The sequence below is a fragment of the Synechocystis sp. CACIAM 05 genome, from assembly GCF_010222815.1.
GTDB lineage: Bacteria > Cyanobacteriota > Cyanobacteriia > Cyanobacteriales > Microcystaceae > Synechocystis.
Window position 1 is genome coordinate 2,392,362 of sequence record NZ_CP019225.1, and the last position, 19,033, is coordinate 2,411,394.

Sequence of the window (19,033 nt, forward strand, 5' to 3'; positions counted from 1 at the left end):
TTGGCAATCCAGCCAAACCAAAATGAATTGTTTAGCCACTGTCTTAAACCAAGTCGAAGAAACAGGTTATGCTCACCATATTCAACGATTAATGGTTCTCAGCAACTTTGCCTTAATTGTTGGCGTTAATCCTCAAAAACTCCAAGACTGGTTCCATGCCGCTTTTATCGATGCCTACGACTGGGTAATGCAAACCAATGTGTTAGGAATGGGGCAGTTTGCAGATGGAGGAATATTAGCATCAAAACCCTATGCTTCTTCTGCTAACTACATTAATAAAATGAGTGATTATTGCCAACAATGCTCCTACAACCATAAAGCTAGAACTGGCAAGGATGCCTGTCCTTTTAATTATTTCTATTGGGATTTTCTTGCACGGCATCAAGAAAAATTACAACACACTGGACGGATGGGTCTTATTTTGGCCAACTTAAAACGCATTGAGCTAACCGAAATGTTGGCAATGCAAACTTTAGCTGAGAACTGGCGCCAGGCTCATTTAAACTCATAGTAGATTGCCAATCAAGGCACTCCGGGTAGTTCAAATAGGACTGAAAAATTGTTTAAAACTAAACTTTGTTTGGTAAAGGATAATGGGTTTTGAGCCAAGCCTCTTCCTGTTGGCGATCGCCTAGTTCTCCGTCTAAACAAGCGTTTAATAAATCAGTCAAAATTTGCTTAAATTGGGGCCCCGGTTTATAACCCAGCGCTTTGAGGTCGTGGCCAGTTAAAAATGGCGACACTTGGCATAGCTGGCTGAAATAAAGCCAAATTTGCTTTCGCAATAGCTTATCTCCCCTGGCGGCCACTAAAAATAAATTGGCACGGTCATAACCTTTCAACGTTTGGTAAATGACGCTGGACTTTGGAGATGCTGAGGAATTTAAACCCTTGGCGATCGCCGTTTCGATGGTTTCTAAGTTAGTTAATCCGTCAATGGTGGCCTTGGGTAACTGTAAGCCCGCCGCAATTTTTTCCCTTTCCTGGGGTGGTAAAGCCCCCAATAAAATACCTAGCCGTAGCAACCAATGTTCTAGGTTTCGCTCCGGGTCAAACCAGCGTAACCAGCGGGAGAGATAACGTACTTGCCACCATAATTGCTCTGTTAGCTTTAGCTCTGCATGAAGACATTTAAGCGCATCTAAATCCGCCAGTAACGTCAATGCCCCTTTCCAATAGGGGGCTTTGAGAATAATAGAAAGCTCCGCCTTTAAACGGGTAGTTAGGGCCGGAGTGGGATGCTCCGTTAGCCGCCAACGTTCATAGACTCCACTGGCGATCGCATAGCGGATATAGGTTTCCGTCTGGGGTTCCAGTTCAAAGCCGAGGCGCACCACAAACCGCACTGCTCGGTAAATGCGGGTGGGGTCTTCAATGAAACTATTGGCGTGGAGTACCCTCACCTGTTGGCTTTGCAGGTCGTTCATGCCGCCAAAAAAGTCTAATAATTTACCCGGATTGGGATTGGTTAAGCGAATAGAAAGGGCATTAATGGTAAAGTCCCGCCGGTATAGATCCTGGCGAATGGAACTAGCTTCCACTTCTGGGTTGGCCGCTGGATAGGGGTAAAACTCTGTGCGGGCAGTGGCAATGTCCACCCACAGGGAATCTAATTGGGAATCTTTATGCCAGAGCAACGCCGCCGTTTGAAATTCTCCATGGACCGATAACCTTGCGCCGGGATAGTTCCCCTGCAGAGCTTGGGCTAACTCAACCCCCGCCCCCACATCCGCCGTGGCATGGAAGCCATCCACCACCAAATCAATGTCTTGAAAAGTGATATTTTGATGTTTTTCTGCCCCCTGGGAATGGCGGAGCCACAAATCCCGCACAGCTCCCCCCACCAGATATAAATGCCAACCCCTAGTCTGGGCCTGTTGAGCGGCCGTAGTTAATAATTGCCAAGTGGCCGGTGGTAAATGGGTTTTTAGCAGTTGCAGTAGGCTACCCTGGCCAAAATTCTGATTAGGAGTGGTCGGGCGATCTCGCAAAGATCCGCTGCGCGGTGCGCCAAACCGTTCCGATTGTTCTTGTTTATCCTGCAATAATTGCCGTAACACATCGGTCCGGGTCACAATGCCCACTAATTTTTCCTGGTCCATAACTGGTAGGCGACCCACGTCATCGGCCACCATAATCGCTTCAATGCGGGGCAAGGGGGTGTCGGGGCCAATGGTTTTAACGTTGCGGGTCATATAACCTTTCACTGGGGCGTGGCTGAAACCGTGGTGCAGAGCTAAATCTAAATCCCGCCGGGAAATAATGCCCACCAATTTTTCCTCTTGATTCACCACCGTCAAACCGGAATGGCCGTAGCGAAACAAAACCCGTTGGGCCTGTTCAATGGTGGTGTGGGGTCGAATAGTCCGCACCGGAGAAGACATAAAATCCCTGGCCAATAGGGGTTTGGGAATTTGTTTTTGTAAAGCTTGATAAATTTCTGCCATTACGGTGGTTGGCTCAACATCCCGCAAATTAACCGCTGCCGCCTGGGCATGGCCCCCACCGCCATAGGGTTCCAACAATTGGGTTAAATCCGTATCGGGAATACGGGTGCGGCCAATGAGAGAAAAGCGTTGGTTATTAATTACTCCGGTTTTTCTTTGCTCTTCACCGCTTTTAATTTTATCTTTGCCTTTGTCGTAAACGTGACCCAGTAATAGAGCATCACATTCCGTCAGGGATAATAATCTTTCCGTCAAATGGGACAGCCCCGGAACAAAATTTTCTGTGGTTAAGAGCACTGAACCGAGCCAATAGCCCCGCACCATTTCCTTGTGGAGATTTTGCATCGCTTCCGCAAACAAAAATTGCAGAGGTGAGGGAAAGCCTGGGTCAGCGTATTCCGCAATCAAACGTAAATTAGCTCCCTGTTCCATTAACCAAGCTAGGGCTTTTACATCCCGCACTGTGGTTTGGGTAAAGGTCAAACTGCCGGTGTCCACATGGATACCCAGGGCCATTACCGACGCTTCCACCATGGAAAGACTTATATTTGTCCTTTGTAATTTCTCCACAATTAAAGTTGTACTGGCCCCCACCGCTTCCAGCTCCAAAATATCCGCTTCGATATCCCTAGGACTGTTGAGATGATGGTCATAAATAGCAACCTGTCGCAGATGGGGCAACGTTAACCAGTCCGCTGCTTTGCCCAGGCGATCGCCTTGTTGATTATCGACAATGTAGAGGGAACGAATTTTGTCGGGGTTGACGCTCCGCAGTTCAATGAGGGGAAATTCGTTACGATGGAGCGCTAAAAATTGCCGCACTGTGGGATGGGAACCACCAGTCAAGACAATGCGACTGCCGGGATGGAGTTTGGCTAGCCCCACCGCCGCCCCTAACACATCAAAGTCCGCCGTTTGATGGCAAAGAATTAAATCCATAGGTTTTCTAACAAACCTTGATTAAAGTTAGATATCAACATTACCCTTTGCCTCGAACGTATAGAGGGATTAATTCGACATTCCACTGGCAAAAGATAGCATCCCGGCAAGCCTTGAAACTGGTTAAAGATATCGGGTTAATTGGATGCGATAACGTTCCTTTTTGGTGACGGTAATTTCGCCTATTTCTAGCCTACCTTTCCCCCGATAGGTGACTAAATCTCCTGCTTTAAGGGCATAGCTCGACTGGGTGACGGGTTTCCAATTGACCTGCACATTACCCTGGGTGACAGCATCGGCCATTTTACTGCGGGACAAACCAAACCCTGCTGAAGCAATGGCATCTAAGCGCAGGGAAGCTTCTACCGTAGTCATTTCCTTAGTTTTAGGCGGGCGAATTTTTAACTCTTCCAGGGCGATCGCCTTAGCTTTAACGGGTACGGTACGCACCTGGGTTAAATGGAGGCCGATGAATTCCGCTACCTCCGGCACCACGATCGCCTGGGCTCCCCTTTCTCCCAACAGAATAATATCCCCCACTTTTTCCCTTACCAACCCGGTGCCCAACAAAGCCCCCAAAAAGTCCCGATGGCTAGCGGGGTCAAAGAGAAAGTTACCCGCCACATCCAATGCAGTGAGGGGTATCTGCTCCGTTTCTAATGGTATTTCTGCCCTAGCAATGGCCAGTCTCTGCCGTTCCGCTTGGGGATAGCCCCCCCAGGGTAAAAAATGTAATTCTGTGAGGGAACCAAAACGGGTTTGAATTTCCGCAATCAGGGGCGGCGCACAAAAATCCGTCACCACCACTTCCCAGGTACGCAGGGCTTGTTCCGCCTGGTCAATTACCCTGGCGATCGCCTCCCGGTCTGGGGCCCCCTTTAACAAAGCTTCTCTTGGTAACATCGAGCAACGGCATTAGCTAACAAATCATTGTGGCAACTTTGGTGACCGGTTTGTCAAGGAGCTACAATGCGCCTATGGTTTCGTCCCCCCTACCGTCCCATTCTTCAAACCCCGGCGATGACCCAATCAATTATCTTGGCAGAATTAAGCTCCTGGCTCCGGCGATCGGGACAAGCAATTTTATTGTTCGGCAACACTTCCTTTCAGCTTTTTACCGGCAAAATTGATGGGCGCAACACCACTCAACAATTGATGTTTGTTGGCCCCGCTTCCCTCCCCATTACTCTAATTACCGCTGCTGTCATTGGCATGATTTTCACCATCCAGGTAGCGAGAGAATTTTTAGCTTTTGGAGCAGGCAGTGCTGTGGGGGGGATTTTAATGTTGGCCCTGGGGCGGGAACTATGCCCAATCATGACAGCCGTGGTGGTGGCCGGGCGGGTTGGGTCAGCCTTTGCCGCCGAAATAGGTACCATGCGGGTGACAGAACAAATTGATGCCCTCTATATGCTCAACACTAACCCGGTGGAATATTTAGTCATTCCTCGACTGTTGGCCTGTTGCATTATGGTGCCCACTTTGAGTGTGCTGGCTTTAGTAACCGGCATGATGGGGGGGGCGGTAATTTCCGGCAACGTTTATGGCATTGCCAACCAGGTATTTTTTGAATCCATACAGACCTTTGTTACCCCCTGGGACATATTCTGCGGCCCCGTCAAGGGCATTGTGTTTGGAGTTTTAATTGCCATCATTGGTTGTAACTGGGGCTTGACCACCAGGGGCGGAGCCAAAGGAGTGGGGGAATCCACCACCGCCGCAGTGGTAACTTCTCTGTTAGCAATTTTTGTGAGTAATTTTCTGATGTCTTGGATTATGTTCCAGGGCAGTGGTTCTGGTGCTGTGCTAATGGGTAATTAGATAAGCACATTGATGATTTACTGGAGACCGGCTAAAAGCGACCAGTCCCAATGGGTAATCAAATTCTATGGCACTTTTCAAACACGCTCTCAGTCGCAAACCGGTTCCATCGCAGTTTGCCTAGCCGCCTGGATTAAAGCTTGGTAACTGGGCAGGGGCTGGAGGTCAACAAAAGCTGGTTCCCCTTCAATCAAGCCTAGATAGGTGCTCGGATACCATTCCAACACTTTCCCCAGGGCATAAACCGCATCCGGATAATTTTTTTGTAGTACTTGGCAAAGGGCAATTTCATACCAGCTATAGTCGTCATCCACTTCCACATCCAAAGCCCTGTGGTAGCAGGCGATCGCCCTTCCATAACGGTAGAGTTTTTGCCATAGTTCCCCCTGTCGAAACCAGGCCCAGTAATCATTGGGGCGGATTTCCAGGGATTTTTTATAGCATTGCAAAGCTTCGGCGTAATGGCCCCAACGGCGAAAACAGTCCGCCTGGCGGTACCAAGACCAAAAATCGTCCTGGCGAATGGTTAACGTCTGCCGAAAACTGGCGATCGCCGCTTCGTACTGGCCGGAGAGTCGGTAGGATTCCCCGAGACGATAGGTGGCCCAATAATCCTTAGGCAAATAATTTAAAGCCCGTTGAAAACAAGGGATAGCCTGGGCAAAATCATCAACTTCGTTGAGGTACACACAACCCTGGTCGTACCAAGCCCAGTAGTTTTCCGGTTGGATTTGGCAGGCGTTGTCATAACTTTCCGCCGCATCCCTGTAACGCCCCAAATGTTCTAGGGTAATGCCCCTTTTGTACCAAGCCCAATAATCCCCAGGATAATATTCCAAAGCCCGTTCGTAACTGAGGAGGGCATCGTTGTATTTCCCCTGTTGCCAGAGGGTATTGCCCTGTTGGTACCAGCCTTTGTAACTGTCGGGGCGGCACTCCAGGGGGTTAAAAATAGCAGTGCGAGATGAGTGGGAGGGCATGGGAACACGACCAGGGAAAATGGCAACCGTACACCAGTGGGAAAAAACGTCAGGCTGGCGGCCAACTGAAGAGACTTACCGCCGTGTTTAATTCACATACCAGAATTGTACAAACTCCTGGGGCGATCGCCGGATTTATCTATTTCCCTTGTCAGGATTAGATCACATTACTTAATTAACCAGCCAAACACTTCCCCCAAAGTTAAATCAATGACCTGGGCCAAGCTTAGCATCAGTAACTTTGATTCTATTTCGTCGAAAATTTCTGGCGATCGGCCGGGTTGGTAAACAAAAATAGATTGCTCTTTCGGATTAATCAACCAACCCATTTCAGTGCCATTATTCAAGCAAAATAAAATATTCTTTGCTACTTTTGTTTGACTTTGTTCAGGAGACAATATTTCAATCATCCAATTAGGCGGCAGGTAAAAGTTGTCGGCAATTTCCCCATTTTGATCACAGGGAATATTTTCCCAAGTAAAAACCGCAATATCAGGAACAATAGACCGATTTTCAAAACTGCAACGCAACTCTGTGAATGCCCAAGCAATTTTTTCCTTTTTCAAGGCTATGTTAATGGCAAATGACAATGCAGTTTGTAAAGTACTGTGTTTTCCTTTTGGTATAGGTTTGGCACTAACTTGCCCATCTCGATACTCTAGGGGCGGCTTCTCTTCCGGTAAGGCTATAAACTCATTCAGGGTTAGGTTTGCATTTCCTACTTTCAGCATTTTAGATTCGCCTCGACACTCCACCTATTCGCCGTTGAAACCCATTCTAACCCCTTTATCAAGTGCTCAAAAACTGGTCAGAATTACCCCTCATTGTATTTTTTTATAGAGATCAATAATAGTCTCTACCACCTCGGCAATGGTGAGGTTATCGGTAATAATTTCCACTGCATCCACTGCCTTTTGTAAAGGGGCGATCACCCTAGTGCTATCGAGGTGATCTCGGTGGGCAATATCCGCTTCCAATTGGGCTAAATCCACTGCTTGATTACCTTGGGCTTGAAAATCTTTGAGGCGACGGCGGGCCCGTTCCTGCACTGAAGCGGTGAGGAAAATTTTCAATTCCGCATTGGGAAAAACTTGGGTGCCAATGTCCCGACCTTCCGCCACAATTCCCCCTCGATCGCCATACTTCCTTTGCAGTTTTAGCAACTTGGCTCGAACGGCTCCCTGGGCGGCAATGGTGGAAACCAACTGGGTCACCGCTGGGGTGCGAATGGCATCACTGACATCCTGGCCATTAACCTTAACTCCAGTTAACTGGGGCGCAGGGCGGGGAATTAGTTCAATCTCCGCACTACTGGTTAGTTCCGCTACGGCGGGTTCATCTTGGGGGTCCATATCCTGGTCTAAAATCAGCCAAGCTAGGGCCCGGTACATGGCTCCAGTGTCTAAATAGGTCAGACCCAGGCGATCGGCTACCTGTCTGGTAACAGTGGATTTTCCCGCTCCAGCGGGGCCATCAATGGCAATAATGGGCAGTCGATGATTCAGTACAAGATTATCAATTAAACGGGTTTGCCCTACATAAGCGGAGATCGCCATTAAAACAGGATTTTGGTCCGGTAATGTTCCAGTGATGGGTTGCAGGGTGTCAGCTTCCACTAATTGCAGATATTGCACCTGGACAGCCGGTTCCGTGGCCAAAACGTCCTGGGCAGCAGTTAATAAAGCAGAAACTTGGCGATCGCCTTGGCGATATTGCTGCTGGGCGGCTTGCAAGCTGCGGTAAAGCACCGTGGCCTGCTCCCTTTCCTGATCGGTCAAATATTGATTGCGGGAACTCATGGCCAAACCCGATTCCTCGCGCACTGTGGCACAACTGCGGATAGTCACAGTTAAGTTCAAGTCCTGCACTAGGCGACGAATAATAGCCAATTGTTGGGCATCTTTGGCACCGAAATAAGCCACATCGGGATAAACAATGGTGAACAATTTAGTAACGATAGTAGCTACCCCCTGGAAATGGCCGGGACGATGGGCACCGCAGAGAGCTTCCGTCATGGCTGGAGGAGGCAGTACCGTAGTTTGATCCCCTTTGGCATCAATGCCCAAATCCGTCACCGTCGGGGCAAAAATTACCGCCACCCCCAAATATTCTGCCCATTGGCGATCGCCGTCCAAGTCCCGGGGATATTTTTCTAAATCCTCACCGGGGCCAAATTGCAGGGGATTAACAAAAATGGACAACACCACCAAATCCATTTCCGCCACCGCCCGTTTGAGCAGACTGCCATGGCCGGCGTGGAGAGATCCCATGGTGGGAACTAAGCCCACGGTTTTGCCTCGACCAGCTTGGCGGAGATAGGTTTGTAACCCTGCGATTGTGCGAAAAACCTGCACCATTACTTCTTTGTTATTCTTTGGATTGTGTGCAAACTATGGGGGTTATGGAGACCTGCTCCATGGCCGGAGTTTTATCGATATCCCAGACGAATTGCCCTGCTGCCCTAGACCCCCCGCCGCAAGTCTTCAATGATACAATGGAAGGCTGGAATTCCATCAACGGCGATCGTATGCAAAGACTCATCGAGGGACTACAAAAATTTCGAGAAGGTTATTTCTCTTCCCACCGTGACCTCTTTGAGCAACTTTCCCACGGCCAACATCCCCGCATTCTCTTCATCTGTTGTTCCGATTCCCGGGTGGACCCCAATTTAATCACCCAATCGGAAGTGGGCGACCTGTTTGTTATTCGCAACGCTGGCAATATTATTCCCCCCTATGGAGCAGCCAACGGTGGGGAAGGGGCGGCCATGGAATATGCCCTAGTGGCGCTGGAAATTAATCAGATCATCGTCTGTGGCCATTCCCACTGCGGAGCCATGAAAGGTCTGCTCAAACTCAACTCTCTCCAGGAAAAACTTCCTCTGGTATACGATTGGCTCAAACATACGGAAGCCACCCGCCGTCTAGTGTTGGATAACTACAGCCATCTGGAAGGGGAAGATTTGATTGAAGTTGCTGTGGCAGAAAATATTCTCACCCAACTCAAAAACCTCCAGACCTATCCCGCCATCCATTCCCGGTTACATCGGGGAGACCTTTCCCTCCACGGCTGGATTTATCGCATTGAAGAGGGTGAAGTACTGGCCTACGACGGTGTACTCCATGATTTTGTCGCCCCCCAAAGTCGCATCAATGCCCTGGAGCCGGAGGATGAGTACGCTCTCCATCCCAACTCACCCCTGATTTCCTACGATGCGTTTAAGGTTCCCGGCAAGGAACGTCCTGGTCGTGAGAAAGCAACAGAATCCCCAGCTCCTCAACTGTCTCCTTTACCTGGTTTTGGCCATTTGCCCAGGGAACAGGCGGAGCGCATTTATCGAGGCTCCCGTTAGACTGGGTTAAACCCCATTGCAACCTTTGTCGGATAAACGCAAACAATGCCAATTTTAGGTAGGAATTGACCGGGTGCTGAATTCACTAATTGCTGACTTTAGGATTATTTTTGAGCGAGATCCCGCTGCCCGCAATTGGTTAGAGGTGCTGTTTTGTTATCCTGGCTTGCAAGCTTTACTAATACATAGATTTTCTCATCGTCTTTACACTCTCGGGCTACCTTTCTTTCCTCGCCTAATGTCCCACCTTGCCCGCTTTTTCACCGGCATTGAAATCCATCCAGGGGCCCAGATTGGCCAGGGCGTGTTCATTGACCATGGCATGGGGGTAGTGATCGGTGAAACGGCGATCGTGGGGGACTATTCTTTGATTTACCAAGGGGTAACTCTGGGGGGCACAGGAAAAGAAAGTGGCAAGCGTCACCCGACCCTGGGGGAAAATGTGGTGGTGGGAGCTGGTGCTAAGGTATTGGGTAACATTGCCATCGGTGATAATGTCCGCATTGGGGCGGGGTCAGTGGTGTTACGGGACGTGCCAGCAGATTTTACGGTGGTGGGGGTGCCAGGGCGCATGGTGCATCCTTCCGGGGAAAGGGTTAATCCTTTGGAACATGGTAAGTTACCAGATTCGGAGGGCAAAGTAATTCGCCTATTATTAGAAAGAATTGAATTACTAGAGCAACAGGTGGCCACCTTACAACAGCAACAATCGGAACAGGCCTGGGAATCGGATTATCGCTCCTGCTCTGAAACTGACCGGGAACCGGTGCTCTGTCGCCTTGGCGATCGCGAAATTGAAGAATTTTTGGGGGGCACCCTCTGATATTCTCCCGGTAGCCATAACTGGGATGGGATGTGGAGGGGCATAGGAGGTGACTATTTGTTGGTTCACTTAGGAATTTTGGACAGAACTTTGGTGGTTAACCACACACTGCCGCCAAACTTGCCCAATTTTGCTTCGAAGGAATTTTCTGGGGTTGGTGTTGCGGGAAAAGCCTTGGCGATCGCCTTTTTTTGTCCTCAATTTTTGGCCGGATGTTTTTTCCTGTTTAATAAAATCTTTCTAATTGTCTTAAGATGTGAACGCAAGGCCGTCCTCAAGGGCGGGGTTTCAGACCCATTTTTTCGATGAATAACCAACAACTTTGGCAACGTTATCAAGATTGGCTTTATTACCATGGTGGCCTCGATTTTTACCTGGATGTGAGCCGTATGGGATTTAGTGATGCTTTGGTAGAAGATTTGCAACCCAAGTTTGCCAAAGCTTTTCAAGATATGGTGGCGCTGGAAAAAGGGGCGATCGCCAACCCAGACGAACAAAGGATGGTGGGGCATTACTGGCTACGCAACCCGGCCCTGGCCCCCAACGATGCCATCCGGGCTGAAATCACCGAACCCCTACAGCAAATTAAGGCCTTTGCCGCCGATGTTCATCAAGGGACAATTAAACCCCCCACTGCCGCTAAATTTACTGATCTATTGGCGATCGGCATTGGTGGTTCGGCTCTAGGCCCCCAATTTGTGGCCCAGGCCTTGGCCCCCGATTTCCCTCCCTTGGCGATTCACTTCATCGATAACTCTGACCCCGACGGCATTGACCGGGTGCTGAACTGCTTAAAAGCCCAAGACAAACTAAAAAGTACCTTAGTAATCACCACCAGTAAATCCGGCGGCACCCCCGAACCCCGCAATGGTCTGGCGGAAACGAAGGCAGTATTTGAAGCCCAGGGCCTGCATTTTGCCGATTATGCGGTGGCGGTGACCATGCCCGGCAGTAAACTTTCCCAGCAGGCCCAGACGGAACAATGGTTACAAGCTTTTCCCATGCAGGATTGGGTGGGGGGTAGAACCTCTGAGTTATCGGCGGTGGGACTATTGCCGGCCGCTCTCCAAGGCATTGACATTCAGGCCATGCTCGACGGGGCTAAAACAATGGATGAAGCCACTAGGGTGAGGGAATTGAGACAAAATCCAGCGGCTCTATTGGCGTTAGCTTGGTATTACGCCGGGGATGGCCAAGGGAAAAAAGACATGGTGATTCTCCCCTATAAAGATCGGCTGTTGTTATTTAGTCGCTATTTGCAACAGTTGGTTATGGAATCCCTCGGTAAAGAGCGGGATTTGGATGGCAATGTGGTCCACCAGGGCATTGCAGTCTATGGCAATAAGGGTTCTACGGATCAACATGCCTACGTCCAGCAGTTGCGGGATGGGGTGCCCAACTTTTTTGCCACTTTCATTGAGGTATTGCACGATCGCCAAGGGCCATCCCTAGAGTTGGAGCCGGGGGTCACCAGTGGGGATTATTTATCGGGATTTTTGCAGGGCACCAGGCAAGCGCTATTTGAAAATCAACGGGACTCCATCACTGTCACCATTCCCCAGGTGGACGCTACCAGCGTTGGGGCTTTGATTGCCCTATATGAAAGAGCAGTGAGTTTTTATGGTTCCTTGGTGAACGTCAACGCCTACCATCAACCGGGGGTAGAAGCGGGGAAAAAGGCCGCCGCCTCGATTTTGGAACTCCAGAAGGCGATTCTCTCTACCCTACAAAATGAATCCGGGCCCATTGCCCTAGAAGCGTTGGCCACCAAAGTGCAAGCCCCAGAACAGGTGGAAACGGTGTATAAAATAGTCCGCCATTTAGCCGCCAATGACCGGGGCGTGACCCTCCAGGGCGATCGCCAATTTCCCCAACGGCTGCAAATCCAGTGGCGGAGTTAAGACAGATTAATCCTCAATTGTTAATAGTGGACCAGGTAATCGCGGCTGAATTCAGAAGCAATTCGGTTCCTGGTCAATGGCAACGTGTTATAAAAAGAAAAGTTTGTTTACCTGAGTATTAATTCCTAGGCACGGCAAACCTTGGCCGCTTTATAGCCCATGAATCCATAAACAAAATCTGTCCGACCTTCCATTTGGAGATAAACCTTTATAAATGACTGCCACGATTCCCCCGTTGACACCAACGGTAACGCCCAGCAATCCCGATCGCCCGATTGCGGATCTCAAACTACAAGACATCATTAAAACCCTGCCCAAGGAATGCTTCGAGAAAAAAGCGAGCAAAGCCTGGGCTTCTGTTTTGATTACCCTAGGGGCGATCGCCGTGGGCTATTTGGGCATTATTTATCTGCCCTGGTACTGCTTGCCCATTACCTGGATCTGGACAGGGACAGCCTTAACGGGGGCCTTCGTTGTCGGCCATGACTGTGGCCATCGCTCCTTTGCTAAAAAACGCTGGGTCAATGATTTAGTGGGACATATCGCTTTTGCTCCCCTCATCTACCCTTTCCATAGCTGGCGCCTACTCCACGACCACCATCACCTCCACACCAACAAAATTGAGGTTGATAACGCCTGGGATCCCTGGAGTGTGGAAGCTTTCCAAGCCAGCCCGGCGATCGTCCGGCTTTTTTATCGGGCCATCCGGGGTCCCTTCTGGTGGACTGGTTCCATTTTCCATTGGAGCTTAATGCACTTCAAACTTTCCAACTTTGCCCAAAGGGACGGCAATAAAGTCAAATTATCCATTGCCGTTGTCTTCCTGTTTGCGGCGATCGCCTTTCCTGCCCTAATTATCACCACAGGGGTGTGGGGTTTCGTCAAATTTTGGCTAATGCCCTGGTTGGTGTATCACTTTTGGATGAGCACTTTTACCATTGTGCACCACACCATTCCCGAAATTCGTTTCCGTCCCGCCGCCGATTGGAGCGCTGCCGAAGCCCAGTTAAATGGTACTGTTCACTGCGATTATCCCCGTTGGGTGGAAGTGCTCTGCCATGACATCAACGTCCATATTCCCCACCACCTCTCCGTTGCTATCCCTTCCTATAACCTACGACTAGCCCACGGAAGTTTAAAAGAAAACTGGGGACCTTTTCTTTACGAGCGCACCTTTAACTGGCAATTAATGCAACAAATTAGTGGGCAATGTCATTTATATGACCCCGAACATGGCTACCGCACCTTCGACTCCCTGAAAAAAGTTTAATACTGGGATAACTAGTAATTTTTGACCCATGATTGGTCAGTAATTAACTTTGACTGATCCCCAGGGAGAGAAATACCAGATCACAAATTAACTATCTTGGAATGCGGCCATCGAGCTGTATTCCTTTTTTCTTTTCTTGGTGAGGAAAAAAACTTTCTAAGTGGGCAGATGGGAGCGGTTCAGACTAGAAAGATCCACTCGGCCAAAATGAATGCTAAACGCAACCTGCATATTCTCCAAGGTTTTCACTAGCCAAGGTACCCCTTCCCGGGCCACCGACTCATAATGATTAAACAAAATTGAAAAACGTTTTTCCAAATAAGGCTTAACCTTGGAGCAGAAAAGCACAATTTTTAGCAATACGCCAATGGTCTTCTTCACACCAATATTGGAAATTAGATCAATAAAGACATAGTGATCAGGATTTTTGCTACCCTCCACCACCAAAAAGTTGAGCAACTGACTAGAAGTCCGCATCATTAAAAATTCCGTGGGCTTCTGTTGATTGCACTCTGGATAGGCATTTTGGAATAGATCAAATAATTTCTTATCAAAACTTCCTTGTTTGTAATTATTCTGTAGGGAGCCCCGGATATATTCGTAAAGTTCATCCTTAAAAGTGCCAAAAGATTGGGTATAGGCCACATGGTTACGAAAACTTTTGGAAAGGGACCGGTAACTCTGGCCGTTTTCCACGGAACCAACAAAATGTTTGAGGGCACTGTTTAGATCCCGATCACTCAGTAGGGTGGGATTTTGCACAGGCTTGATCAATTCCTTATCCGGCAAGATGAGTCCGGCTTTATTAGTTCTGGCCATGCGCACCCGGTAGGTGACGTACTGGGAAAGGTTAATTTCAAACTTACGCTCATTTTGAGCTTTGATGCGGTGGATAGTTTGGCGATGTTCCCGACTGCTGTCATCCCCCATAAGACAATAATCGTACAGATAGGTATAGCGGTGGATAAGGGTGCCGACGGAGCTAGATTTCGTTTCAAACTTGGTGCTGACAACGCTGGCCAATCTTTTCAAGCGGACAAATTGTTCGCTCAAGGTAAAGTTTTTAACTAGTTGGCGGATGTTACCTTTTGTATTACCCCCGGGGCTGATGTTAGCCACGGCTTTTTCCACCATATTTACCAGCTGGGGAATGGAACGCTGGGTTTGGGGAGAAAGTTGCCAATAGTTGATCAGAATATAGCAACAACGATTAAAAAAATAGTTAAATTCTTCGGTATTATTTTTAACTCTAATTACTTTTTCTAAGTGGGTAGAAACTTGTCCTTGGGAACTGCCCTGTCCGCTCAAAAAAAGATTACCCATTACTTCCAATACCCGTTCCCCTTCCACCGACTGGACCAAGTCGAGCAGATAATCATAAATTGCCTGCTCGTCATTCATTTTGTAGGGGTCGCTAGCCTGGGGATGGTTATAGTTCACAGTGGTAACCCTCTTTGGGGAAAAGGGGGCAAATTGGGAGCAGGAAAAATCGATAATGAAAACGAAATCATGAGATAAGGTCAAAGACACCCTGGGCCTTTAATCAGGCACCGCTGTGGATGGTAAGATACACCCTGGTTCCATTGGAATAAAACTAGAGTGTTTTTACTGGTCATTACTGGCTTCTGATTTTTCTATATCTATTTCTCCTCCAATGTAAGTGATGCAAGCACCCATGGGAAGTGATCTAGATCACAGATAAAAATTGCAAATGACCTAACATTCCTGAGTCAATTCTAACTCAGTTTTCCTCCGCCATATTTTTTACTCCTATTCTTTCCCATGAACTCCAAACTTTCCCTATTTGACATCCGTACATTCCTAGAAAGTTGTCTATTGTCTGTTACCAATCTTTCCGAGGATATACGGATAAATAATATTTGCACCGATACAAGATCTTTGGTGTCAGGGGACCTATTTCTTGCCTTGCGGGGGGAAAGTTTTGATGGCTATAGTTTCATTCCCCAGGCCTTGACGGCGGGGGCGATCGCCGTGGTGACGGATCGGCCAGTGGAGGGATTAGGGGAGACGGTGGCCCAATTTTTAGTGGAAGATACTTTGGTGGCCTATCAACACATCGCAGCGGGATGGCGACAACGGTTTACCATTCCCATCATCGGGGTAACCGGTTCTGTGGGTAAGACCACCACCAAAGAATTAATTGCGGCGGTGTTGTCCCAGTTTGGCAATGTGCATAAAACCAGAGCTAATTACAACAATGAAATTGGGGTGCCGAAAACTTTGTTGGAACTATCCCCAGACCATGATTTTGCCATTGTGGAAATGGCCATGCGGGGTCGGGGGCAAATTGCTCTTTTGGCGGATATTGCCAAGCCCACCATCGGTTTAATTACTAACGTTGGCACTGCCCACATTGGTCTTTTAGGCTCGGAGTTGGCGATCGCCGAAGCCAAGTGTGAATTACTAGCCCACCAACCGCCCGAGAGCACCGCCATTCTCAATCGGGATAATGCTTTGTTAATGGAGACAGCCCAACGGTTTTGGCAGGGAAAAACCATTACCTATGGCCTAGAAGGGGGAGATGTGCACGGGACAGTGGATGGGGAAAATTTAATCCTTGATGGAGTTAGTTTGCCTTTGCCCCTAGCCGGTATCCACAATGCCTCTAATTACCTAGCGGCGATCGCCGTGGCCCAATGTTTAGGGTTGGACTGGCAGCGGTTACAGTCGGGGCTGACGGTGGAGTTACCCAAGGGGCGGGCCCGTCGTTACCAATGGGGCCAGGACGTGGTTCTATTGGATGAAACCTATAACGCTGGCTTGGAATCCATGTTGGCATCCTTGGATTTATTGGCCAATACCCCTGGGAAGCGACGTTTAGCAGTGCTGGGGGCGATGAAGGAACTGGGAGATTATGGCCCGACATTTCACCAACGGGTGGGGGCCAAAGTGAAAGCCCTAGGTTTAGACGGTCTTTTCCTATTAGCCAATGATCCCAATACCGATGCCATTGCCGCCGGGGCTAACGGTGTGGAGACCCAATCCTTCAGCGATGGGCCTAGTTTAGTGGCGGCCCTAAAAACTACCCTCCAACCAGGCGATCGCCTCCTGTTTAAAGCATCCAATTCCGTCGGTCTAGGGGCTGTGGTCAGTCAGTTGTTAGCAGAAAATCCCACTTCTTAAAGAGGCAAGGCTTGAGTCAGTTAAAAATGAGGTTAATCCAACTCCGGCGGGATCAATAGGTGTGGGGTTGGTTGGCAGTGGCATCCAACAAATGGCCTAAAACCAGATGGTTAAGAACATGGCTAAAAACGTCTATCCAAACCAATCTGCCCTTATCCCTTCAGAGGGTTTTGAGGTAATTTAATAAATCCGCCATCTCCTGGGGATTGGGTTCAAACTGGGGCATCGGAGGAGTTTGGCCACTCACCACCTGGTGAATGATGTGGCTCTGCGATCGCCGTTGGGATACCCCCCAAAGACTGGGGCCAATGTAACCGTCAGCTTGGATGCCATGGCAAACCACGCAGTTAGCTTGAAAAATGGCCCGACCCCTATCCGCATCTCCTTTGAGAGCGAGTACCTGGCTCACATAGGGGTCAAAGTTCATAAAACTAAACAAAGCCACTGCCAATATCACCAGGGAAACAATGCCTGCCATAATCCACATCCCGGTGGGGGAAGCATTTACCGTGGCAACAGTTGGACTTTTTTCGATTACAGGGGCCATGGGTTAAGAACGATTGGTCAAGGTGGCCAGAACCACCACTCAGAAACTTAATCTAACTTAATCTATTGTATTGATACTGGGCATTCCTGTCTTTGCTCAGTCCCAGACTGAAGTCTGGATTAACCCTGTTGACAAACTAAAACTCCCCCGATACCGATACCCAGAATTTTCCTAGGTCGGGGGGGGAGCATTGACAAAAATCTATCCAGCTCGGCCCCCAATGGATCAGCAAGGGCCCACCGGCTTATAGGGGAGCAACTTGCACTTCCACCGTAGCGATGACTTCGGGGTGCAGTTTGATTTGGGCTTGGTAAAAACCAGTTTTGTTGATTTCCGGCAGACTGATGCCCCGGCGATCAAGACTTTGGTTGGTAGCCGCTTCCACTGCATCGGCCACTTCCTGGGTGGTAACGGTACCAAAAATAGCTTCCGCTTCCCCTACTTGTTTTTTGATCACAAACCGACCGATGGTTTCCAAGGCGACTTTACGGGCTTCGGCCGCATCTTTTTCTGCTTTAAGCCGTTCGAGTTCCTTGAGCCTTCTTTGTTCCACCTGACGCAAAATACCAGGGGTGGCCACTACTCCCAGGCCCTTGGGAATCAGATAGTTCCGGGCATAACCGGGGGCCACTTCCACCAAATCACCAGTGAAACCTAATTTATTGATAGTTTCGTTTAAAACGACCTTGACTCGCTTTGCCATAACCGTAATTTTTCCAATATGAAGTTTGTTTAGTTTGTGGGGCAATTCACAAACCTCCATCTTAACCTTTAGGGGGAATCCCGCCAAAGTTGGCGATCGCCTAGGAGAAGTTGGTTAACCTTTGGTGGGGAAAAATGGAGGGAAAGACAAAGTGACTCTGTTACCATAGGGGACGGCCCTCCGCAACCAGATGCCAATGTCTAGTTTGATTCCTCTTTTCCGCCAACATTACCCCCAGGGCAGTTTATGTTGTGACCTGCTCGAAATTGACCGGGGACTATACATCGTTCAAGCTAGCATTACCCTGGATGGAGTTGTGGTGGCCAGCGCATTAGCAGCCCAGTCTCCCCTGGAGGACGCTGAGGATTTAGCCAAGGAAAGGGCGATCGCCAGCTTGGATTTAACCCATATTTCATCAACAGTCCCACAGTCTTCCCCAACAGCCATTGTTGAGGATATGGAAGCGAAGCCATCGCCCCCACCTTCCTCCCCTAAAAAAGAAAGTAAATCTCCGAAGCAGAACCATAAAGTTGTTACTCCCCCCGCCATTGTCAATCCGACACCGGTAACTCCTGCGCATCCCCCTACTCCCGTTGTTGAAAAGTCGCCGGAAGTTGAGGCGATCTCCGCCCCTGAGCCAACTTTAACCTCCGCGCCTATTTCCTTTCCCACCAGTCCTGACCCAGTGTTGCCTTTGGAGGAACCAACCCCAGCCCCGGCAATGGTCAATAGCACCTTTAATCAACCGGAAGAGTCCGCTCCTATTGACTCCGAACTTCAACTCGACTTTGGGACCCCAGAATTACCCCTCGCTGTTGAAGCTAAACCAGATTCGCCTGAACCGGATATGGCGGTCTCCGGAGCAACAGAACTGCCCGCAGGACCCATGGACTTTTCGGAAATTATTGCCCGCAGTAATCTAGAGCTAAAACGATTGGGTTGGACCAGTGAACAGGGTCGCAATTATCTGCTGCAAACCTACGGCAAGCGTTCCCGTCAGTTGTTATCCGACGAGCAGTTAATCGAGTTCCTTGCTTACCTGGAACAACAGCCAGACCCGAATTAATCAATCAATCCTGTTTTTTGTTTTTGTCCCAGGGCTAGTA

Annotated in this window: 15 protein-coding genes and 1 pseudogene; 8 read left to right on the forward strand and 8 right to left on the reverse strand. The window is 49.0% G+C overall.

Translation table 11 applies throughout. The annotated features are described in order from the left end of the window. Positions 1–22 precede the first annotated feature (22 nt). On the forward strand, positions 23–511 hold the full coding sequence (locus BWK47_RS11340) for a hypothetical protein (protein ID WP_237269620.1): 489 nt from the start codon (positions 23–25) through the stop codon (positions 509–511). Between the two features lie 58 nt (positions 512–569). Here BWK47_RS11340 and BWK47_RS11345 read toward each other — a convergent pair whose 3' ends face one another. Together BWK47_RS11345 and BWK47_RS11350 are read right to left on the reverse strand one after the other, a co-directional pair. Further along, complete coding sequence (locus BWK47_RS11345; RefSeq protein WP_162328719.1) at positions 570–3,386, reverse strand: A-adding tRNA nucleotidyltransferase; 2,817 nt, start codon at positions 3,384–3,386, stop codon at positions 570–572. Positions 3,387–3,509: 123 nt separating this feature from the next. Further along, positions 3,510–4,289: a photosystem II S4 domain protein gene (locus BWK47_RS11350; protein WP_162328720.1), complete on the reverse strand. Its 780-nt coding sequence runs from the start codon at positions 4,287–4,289 to the stop codon at positions 3,510–3,512. A gap of 66 nt (positions 4,290–4,355) precedes the next feature. Between BWK47_RS11350 and BWK47_RS11355 the strand changes: the two genes are divergently transcribed. Beyond that, the gene (locus BWK47_RS11355) at positions 4,356–5,207 is read left to right on the forward strand and encodes an ABC transporter permease (protein WP_162328721.1); all 852 of its coding nucleotides are present in this window, start codon (positions 4,356–4,358) and stop codon (positions 5,205–5,207) included. 89 nt (positions 5,208–5,296) lie between these two features. On the opposite strand, the gene BWK47_RS11360 is transcribed toward BWK47_RS11355, so the two are convergent. The 3 genes and pseudogenes from BWK47_RS11360 to BWK47_RS11370 all read right to left on the reverse strand — a co-directional run bounded on the left by BWK47_RS11360 (position 5,297) and on the right by BWK47_RS11370 (position 8,544). Further along, positions 5,297–6,187: a tetratricopeptide repeat protein gene (locus BWK47_RS11360; RefSeq protein ID WP_162328722.1), complete on the reverse strand. Its 891-nt coding sequence runs from the start codon at positions 6,185–6,187 to the stop codon at positions 5,297–5,299. Between the two features lie 167 nt (positions 6,188–6,354). Continuing rightward, positions 6,355–6,918: a Uma2 family endonuclease gene (locus tag BWK47_RS11365; protein ID WP_237269621.1), complete on the reverse strand. Its 564-nt coding sequence runs from the start codon at positions 6,916–6,918 to the stop codon at positions 6,355–6,357. A gap of 83 nt (positions 6,919–7,001) precedes the next feature. Beyond that, positions 7,002–8,544 (reverse strand): annotated as a pseudogene (locus BWK47_RS11370) (bifunctional pantoate--beta-alanine ligase/(d)CMP kinase). Positions 8,545–8,681: 137 nt separating this feature from the next. Here BWK47_RS11370 and BWK47_RS11375 point away from each other — a divergent pair. The 4 genes from BWK47_RS11375 (at position 8,682) to BWK47_RS11390 (ending at position 13,533) form a co-directional block, all read left to right on the forward strand. After that, complete coding sequence (locus tag BWK47_RS11375; RefSeq protein ID WP_237269622.1) at positions 8,682–9,539, forward strand: carbonic anhydrase; 858 nt, start codon at positions 8,682–8,684, stop codon at positions 9,537–9,539. Between the two features lie 73 nt (positions 9,540–9,612). Further along, on the forward strand, positions 9,613–10,362 hold the full coding sequence (gene cysE / locus BWK47_RS11380) for a serine O-acetyltransferase (RefSeq protein WP_010872790.1): 750 nt from the start codon (positions 9,613–9,615) through the stop codon (positions 10,360–10,362). A gap of 305 nt (positions 10,363–10,667) precedes the next feature. Next, on the forward strand, positions 10,668–12,263 hold the full coding sequence (locus BWK47_RS11385) for a glucose-6-phosphate isomerase (protein WP_162328725.1): 1,596 nt from the start codon (positions 10,668–10,670) through the stop codon (positions 12,261–12,263). 214 nt (positions 12,264–12,477) lie between these two features. Continuing rightward, the gene (locus BWK47_RS11390) at positions 12,478–13,533 is read left to right on the forward strand and encodes a fatty acid desaturase (RefSeq protein WP_162328726.1); all 1,056 of its coding nucleotides are present in this window, start codon (positions 12,478–12,480) and stop codon (positions 13,531–13,533) included. Between the two features lie 156 nt (positions 13,534–13,689). Here BWK47_RS11390 and BWK47_RS11395 read toward each other — a convergent pair whose 3' ends face one another. After that, positions 13,690–15,063, reverse strand: a complete 1,374-nt coding sequence (locus BWK47_RS11395) for a hypothetical protein (RefSeq protein WP_162328727.1) — start codon at positions 15,061–15,063, stop codon at positions 13,690–13,692. Between the two features lie 252 nt (positions 15,064–15,315). Between BWK47_RS11395 and BWK47_RS11400 the strand changes: the two genes are divergently transcribed. Continuing rightward, positions 15,316–16,677, forward strand: a complete 1,362-nt coding sequence (locus BWK47_RS11400; RefSeq protein WP_162328728.1) for a UDP-N-acetylmuramoyl-tripeptide--D-alanyl-D-alanine ligase — start codon at positions 15,316–15,318, stop codon at positions 16,675–16,677. A 160-nt stretch (positions 16,678–16,837) separates the two neighbouring features. Here BWK47_RS11400 and BWK47_RS11405 read toward each other — a convergent pair whose 3' ends face one another. Beyond that, positions 16,838–17,224, reverse strand: coding sequence for a cytochrome c (locus BWK47_RS11405; protein ID WP_162328729.1), 387 nt, complete (start codon positions 17,222–17,224; stop codon positions 16,838–16,840). A 244-nt stretch (positions 17,225–17,468) separates the two neighbouring features. Then, positions 17,469–17,927, reverse strand: a complete 459-nt coding sequence (rplI, locus tag BWK47_RS11410) for a 50S ribosomal protein L9 (RefSeq protein WP_162328730.1) — start codon at positions 17,925–17,927, stop codon at positions 17,469–17,471. Between the two features lie 190 nt (positions 17,928–18,117). Between rplI and BWK47_RS11415 the strand changes: the two genes are divergently transcribed. Then, positions 18,118–18,993: a hypothetical protein gene (locus BWK47_RS11415; RefSeq protein ID WP_162328731.1), complete on the forward strand. Its 876-nt coding sequence runs from the start codon at positions 18,118–18,120 to the stop codon at positions 18,991–18,993. Positions 18,994–19,033 lie beyond the last annotated feature (40 nt).

Excerpts from the sequence above, each read along its gene's own strand:
- BWK47_RS11340 (WP_237269620.1), top strand. The coding sequence starts at position 23 with ATGAATTGTTTAGCCACTGTCTTAAACCAAGTCGAAGAAACAGGTTAT.
- BWK47_RS11345 (WP_162328719.1), bottom strand. The coding sequence starts at position 3,386 with ATGGATTTAATTCTTTGCCATCAAACGGCGGACTTTGATGTGTTAGGG.
- BWK47_RS11350 (WP_162328720.1), bottom strand. The coding sequence starts at position 4,289 with ATGTTACCAAGAGAAGCTTTGTTAAAGGGGGCCCCAGACCGGGAGGCG.
- BWK47_RS11355 (WP_162328721.1), top strand. The coding sequence starts at position 4,356 with ATGCGCCTATGGTTTCGTCCCCCCTACCGTCCCATTCTTCAAACCCCG.
- BWK47_RS11360 (WP_162328722.1), bottom strand. The coding sequence starts at position 6,187 with ATGCCCTCCCACTCATCTCGCACTGCTATTTTTAACCCCCTGGAGTGC.
- BWK47_RS11365 (WP_237269621.1), bottom strand. The coding sequence starts at position 6,918 with ATGCTGAAAGTAGGAAATGCAAACCTAACCCTGAATGAGTTTATAGCC.
- BWK47_RS11375 (WP_237269622.1), top strand. The coding sequence starts at position 8,682 with ATGGAAGGCTGGAATTCCATCAACGGCGATCGTATGCAAAGACTCATC.
- BWK47_RS11385 (WP_162328725.1), top strand. The coding sequence starts at position 10,668 with ATGAATAACCAACAACTTTGGCAACGTTATCAAGATTGGCTTTATTAC.
- BWK47_RS11390 (WP_162328726.1), top strand. The coding sequence starts at position 12,478 with ATGACTGCCACGATTCCCCCGTTGACACCAACGGTAACGCCCAGCAAT.
- BWK47_RS11400 (WP_162328728.1), top strand. The coding sequence starts at position 15,316 with ATGAACTCCAAACTTTCCCTATTTGACATCCGTACATTCCTAGAAAGT.
- BWK47_RS11405 (WP_162328729.1), bottom strand. The coding sequence starts at position 17,224 with ATGGCCCCTGTAATCGAAAAAAGTCCAACTGTTGCCACGGTAAATGCT.
- rplI (WP_162328730.1), bottom strand. The coding sequence starts at position 17,927 with ATGGCAAAGCGAGTCAAGGTCGTTTTAAACGAAACTATCAATAAATTA.
- BWK47_RS11415 (WP_162328731.1), top strand. The coding sequence starts at position 18,118 with ATGCCAATGTCTAGTTTGATTCCTCTTTTCCGCCAACATTACCCCCAG.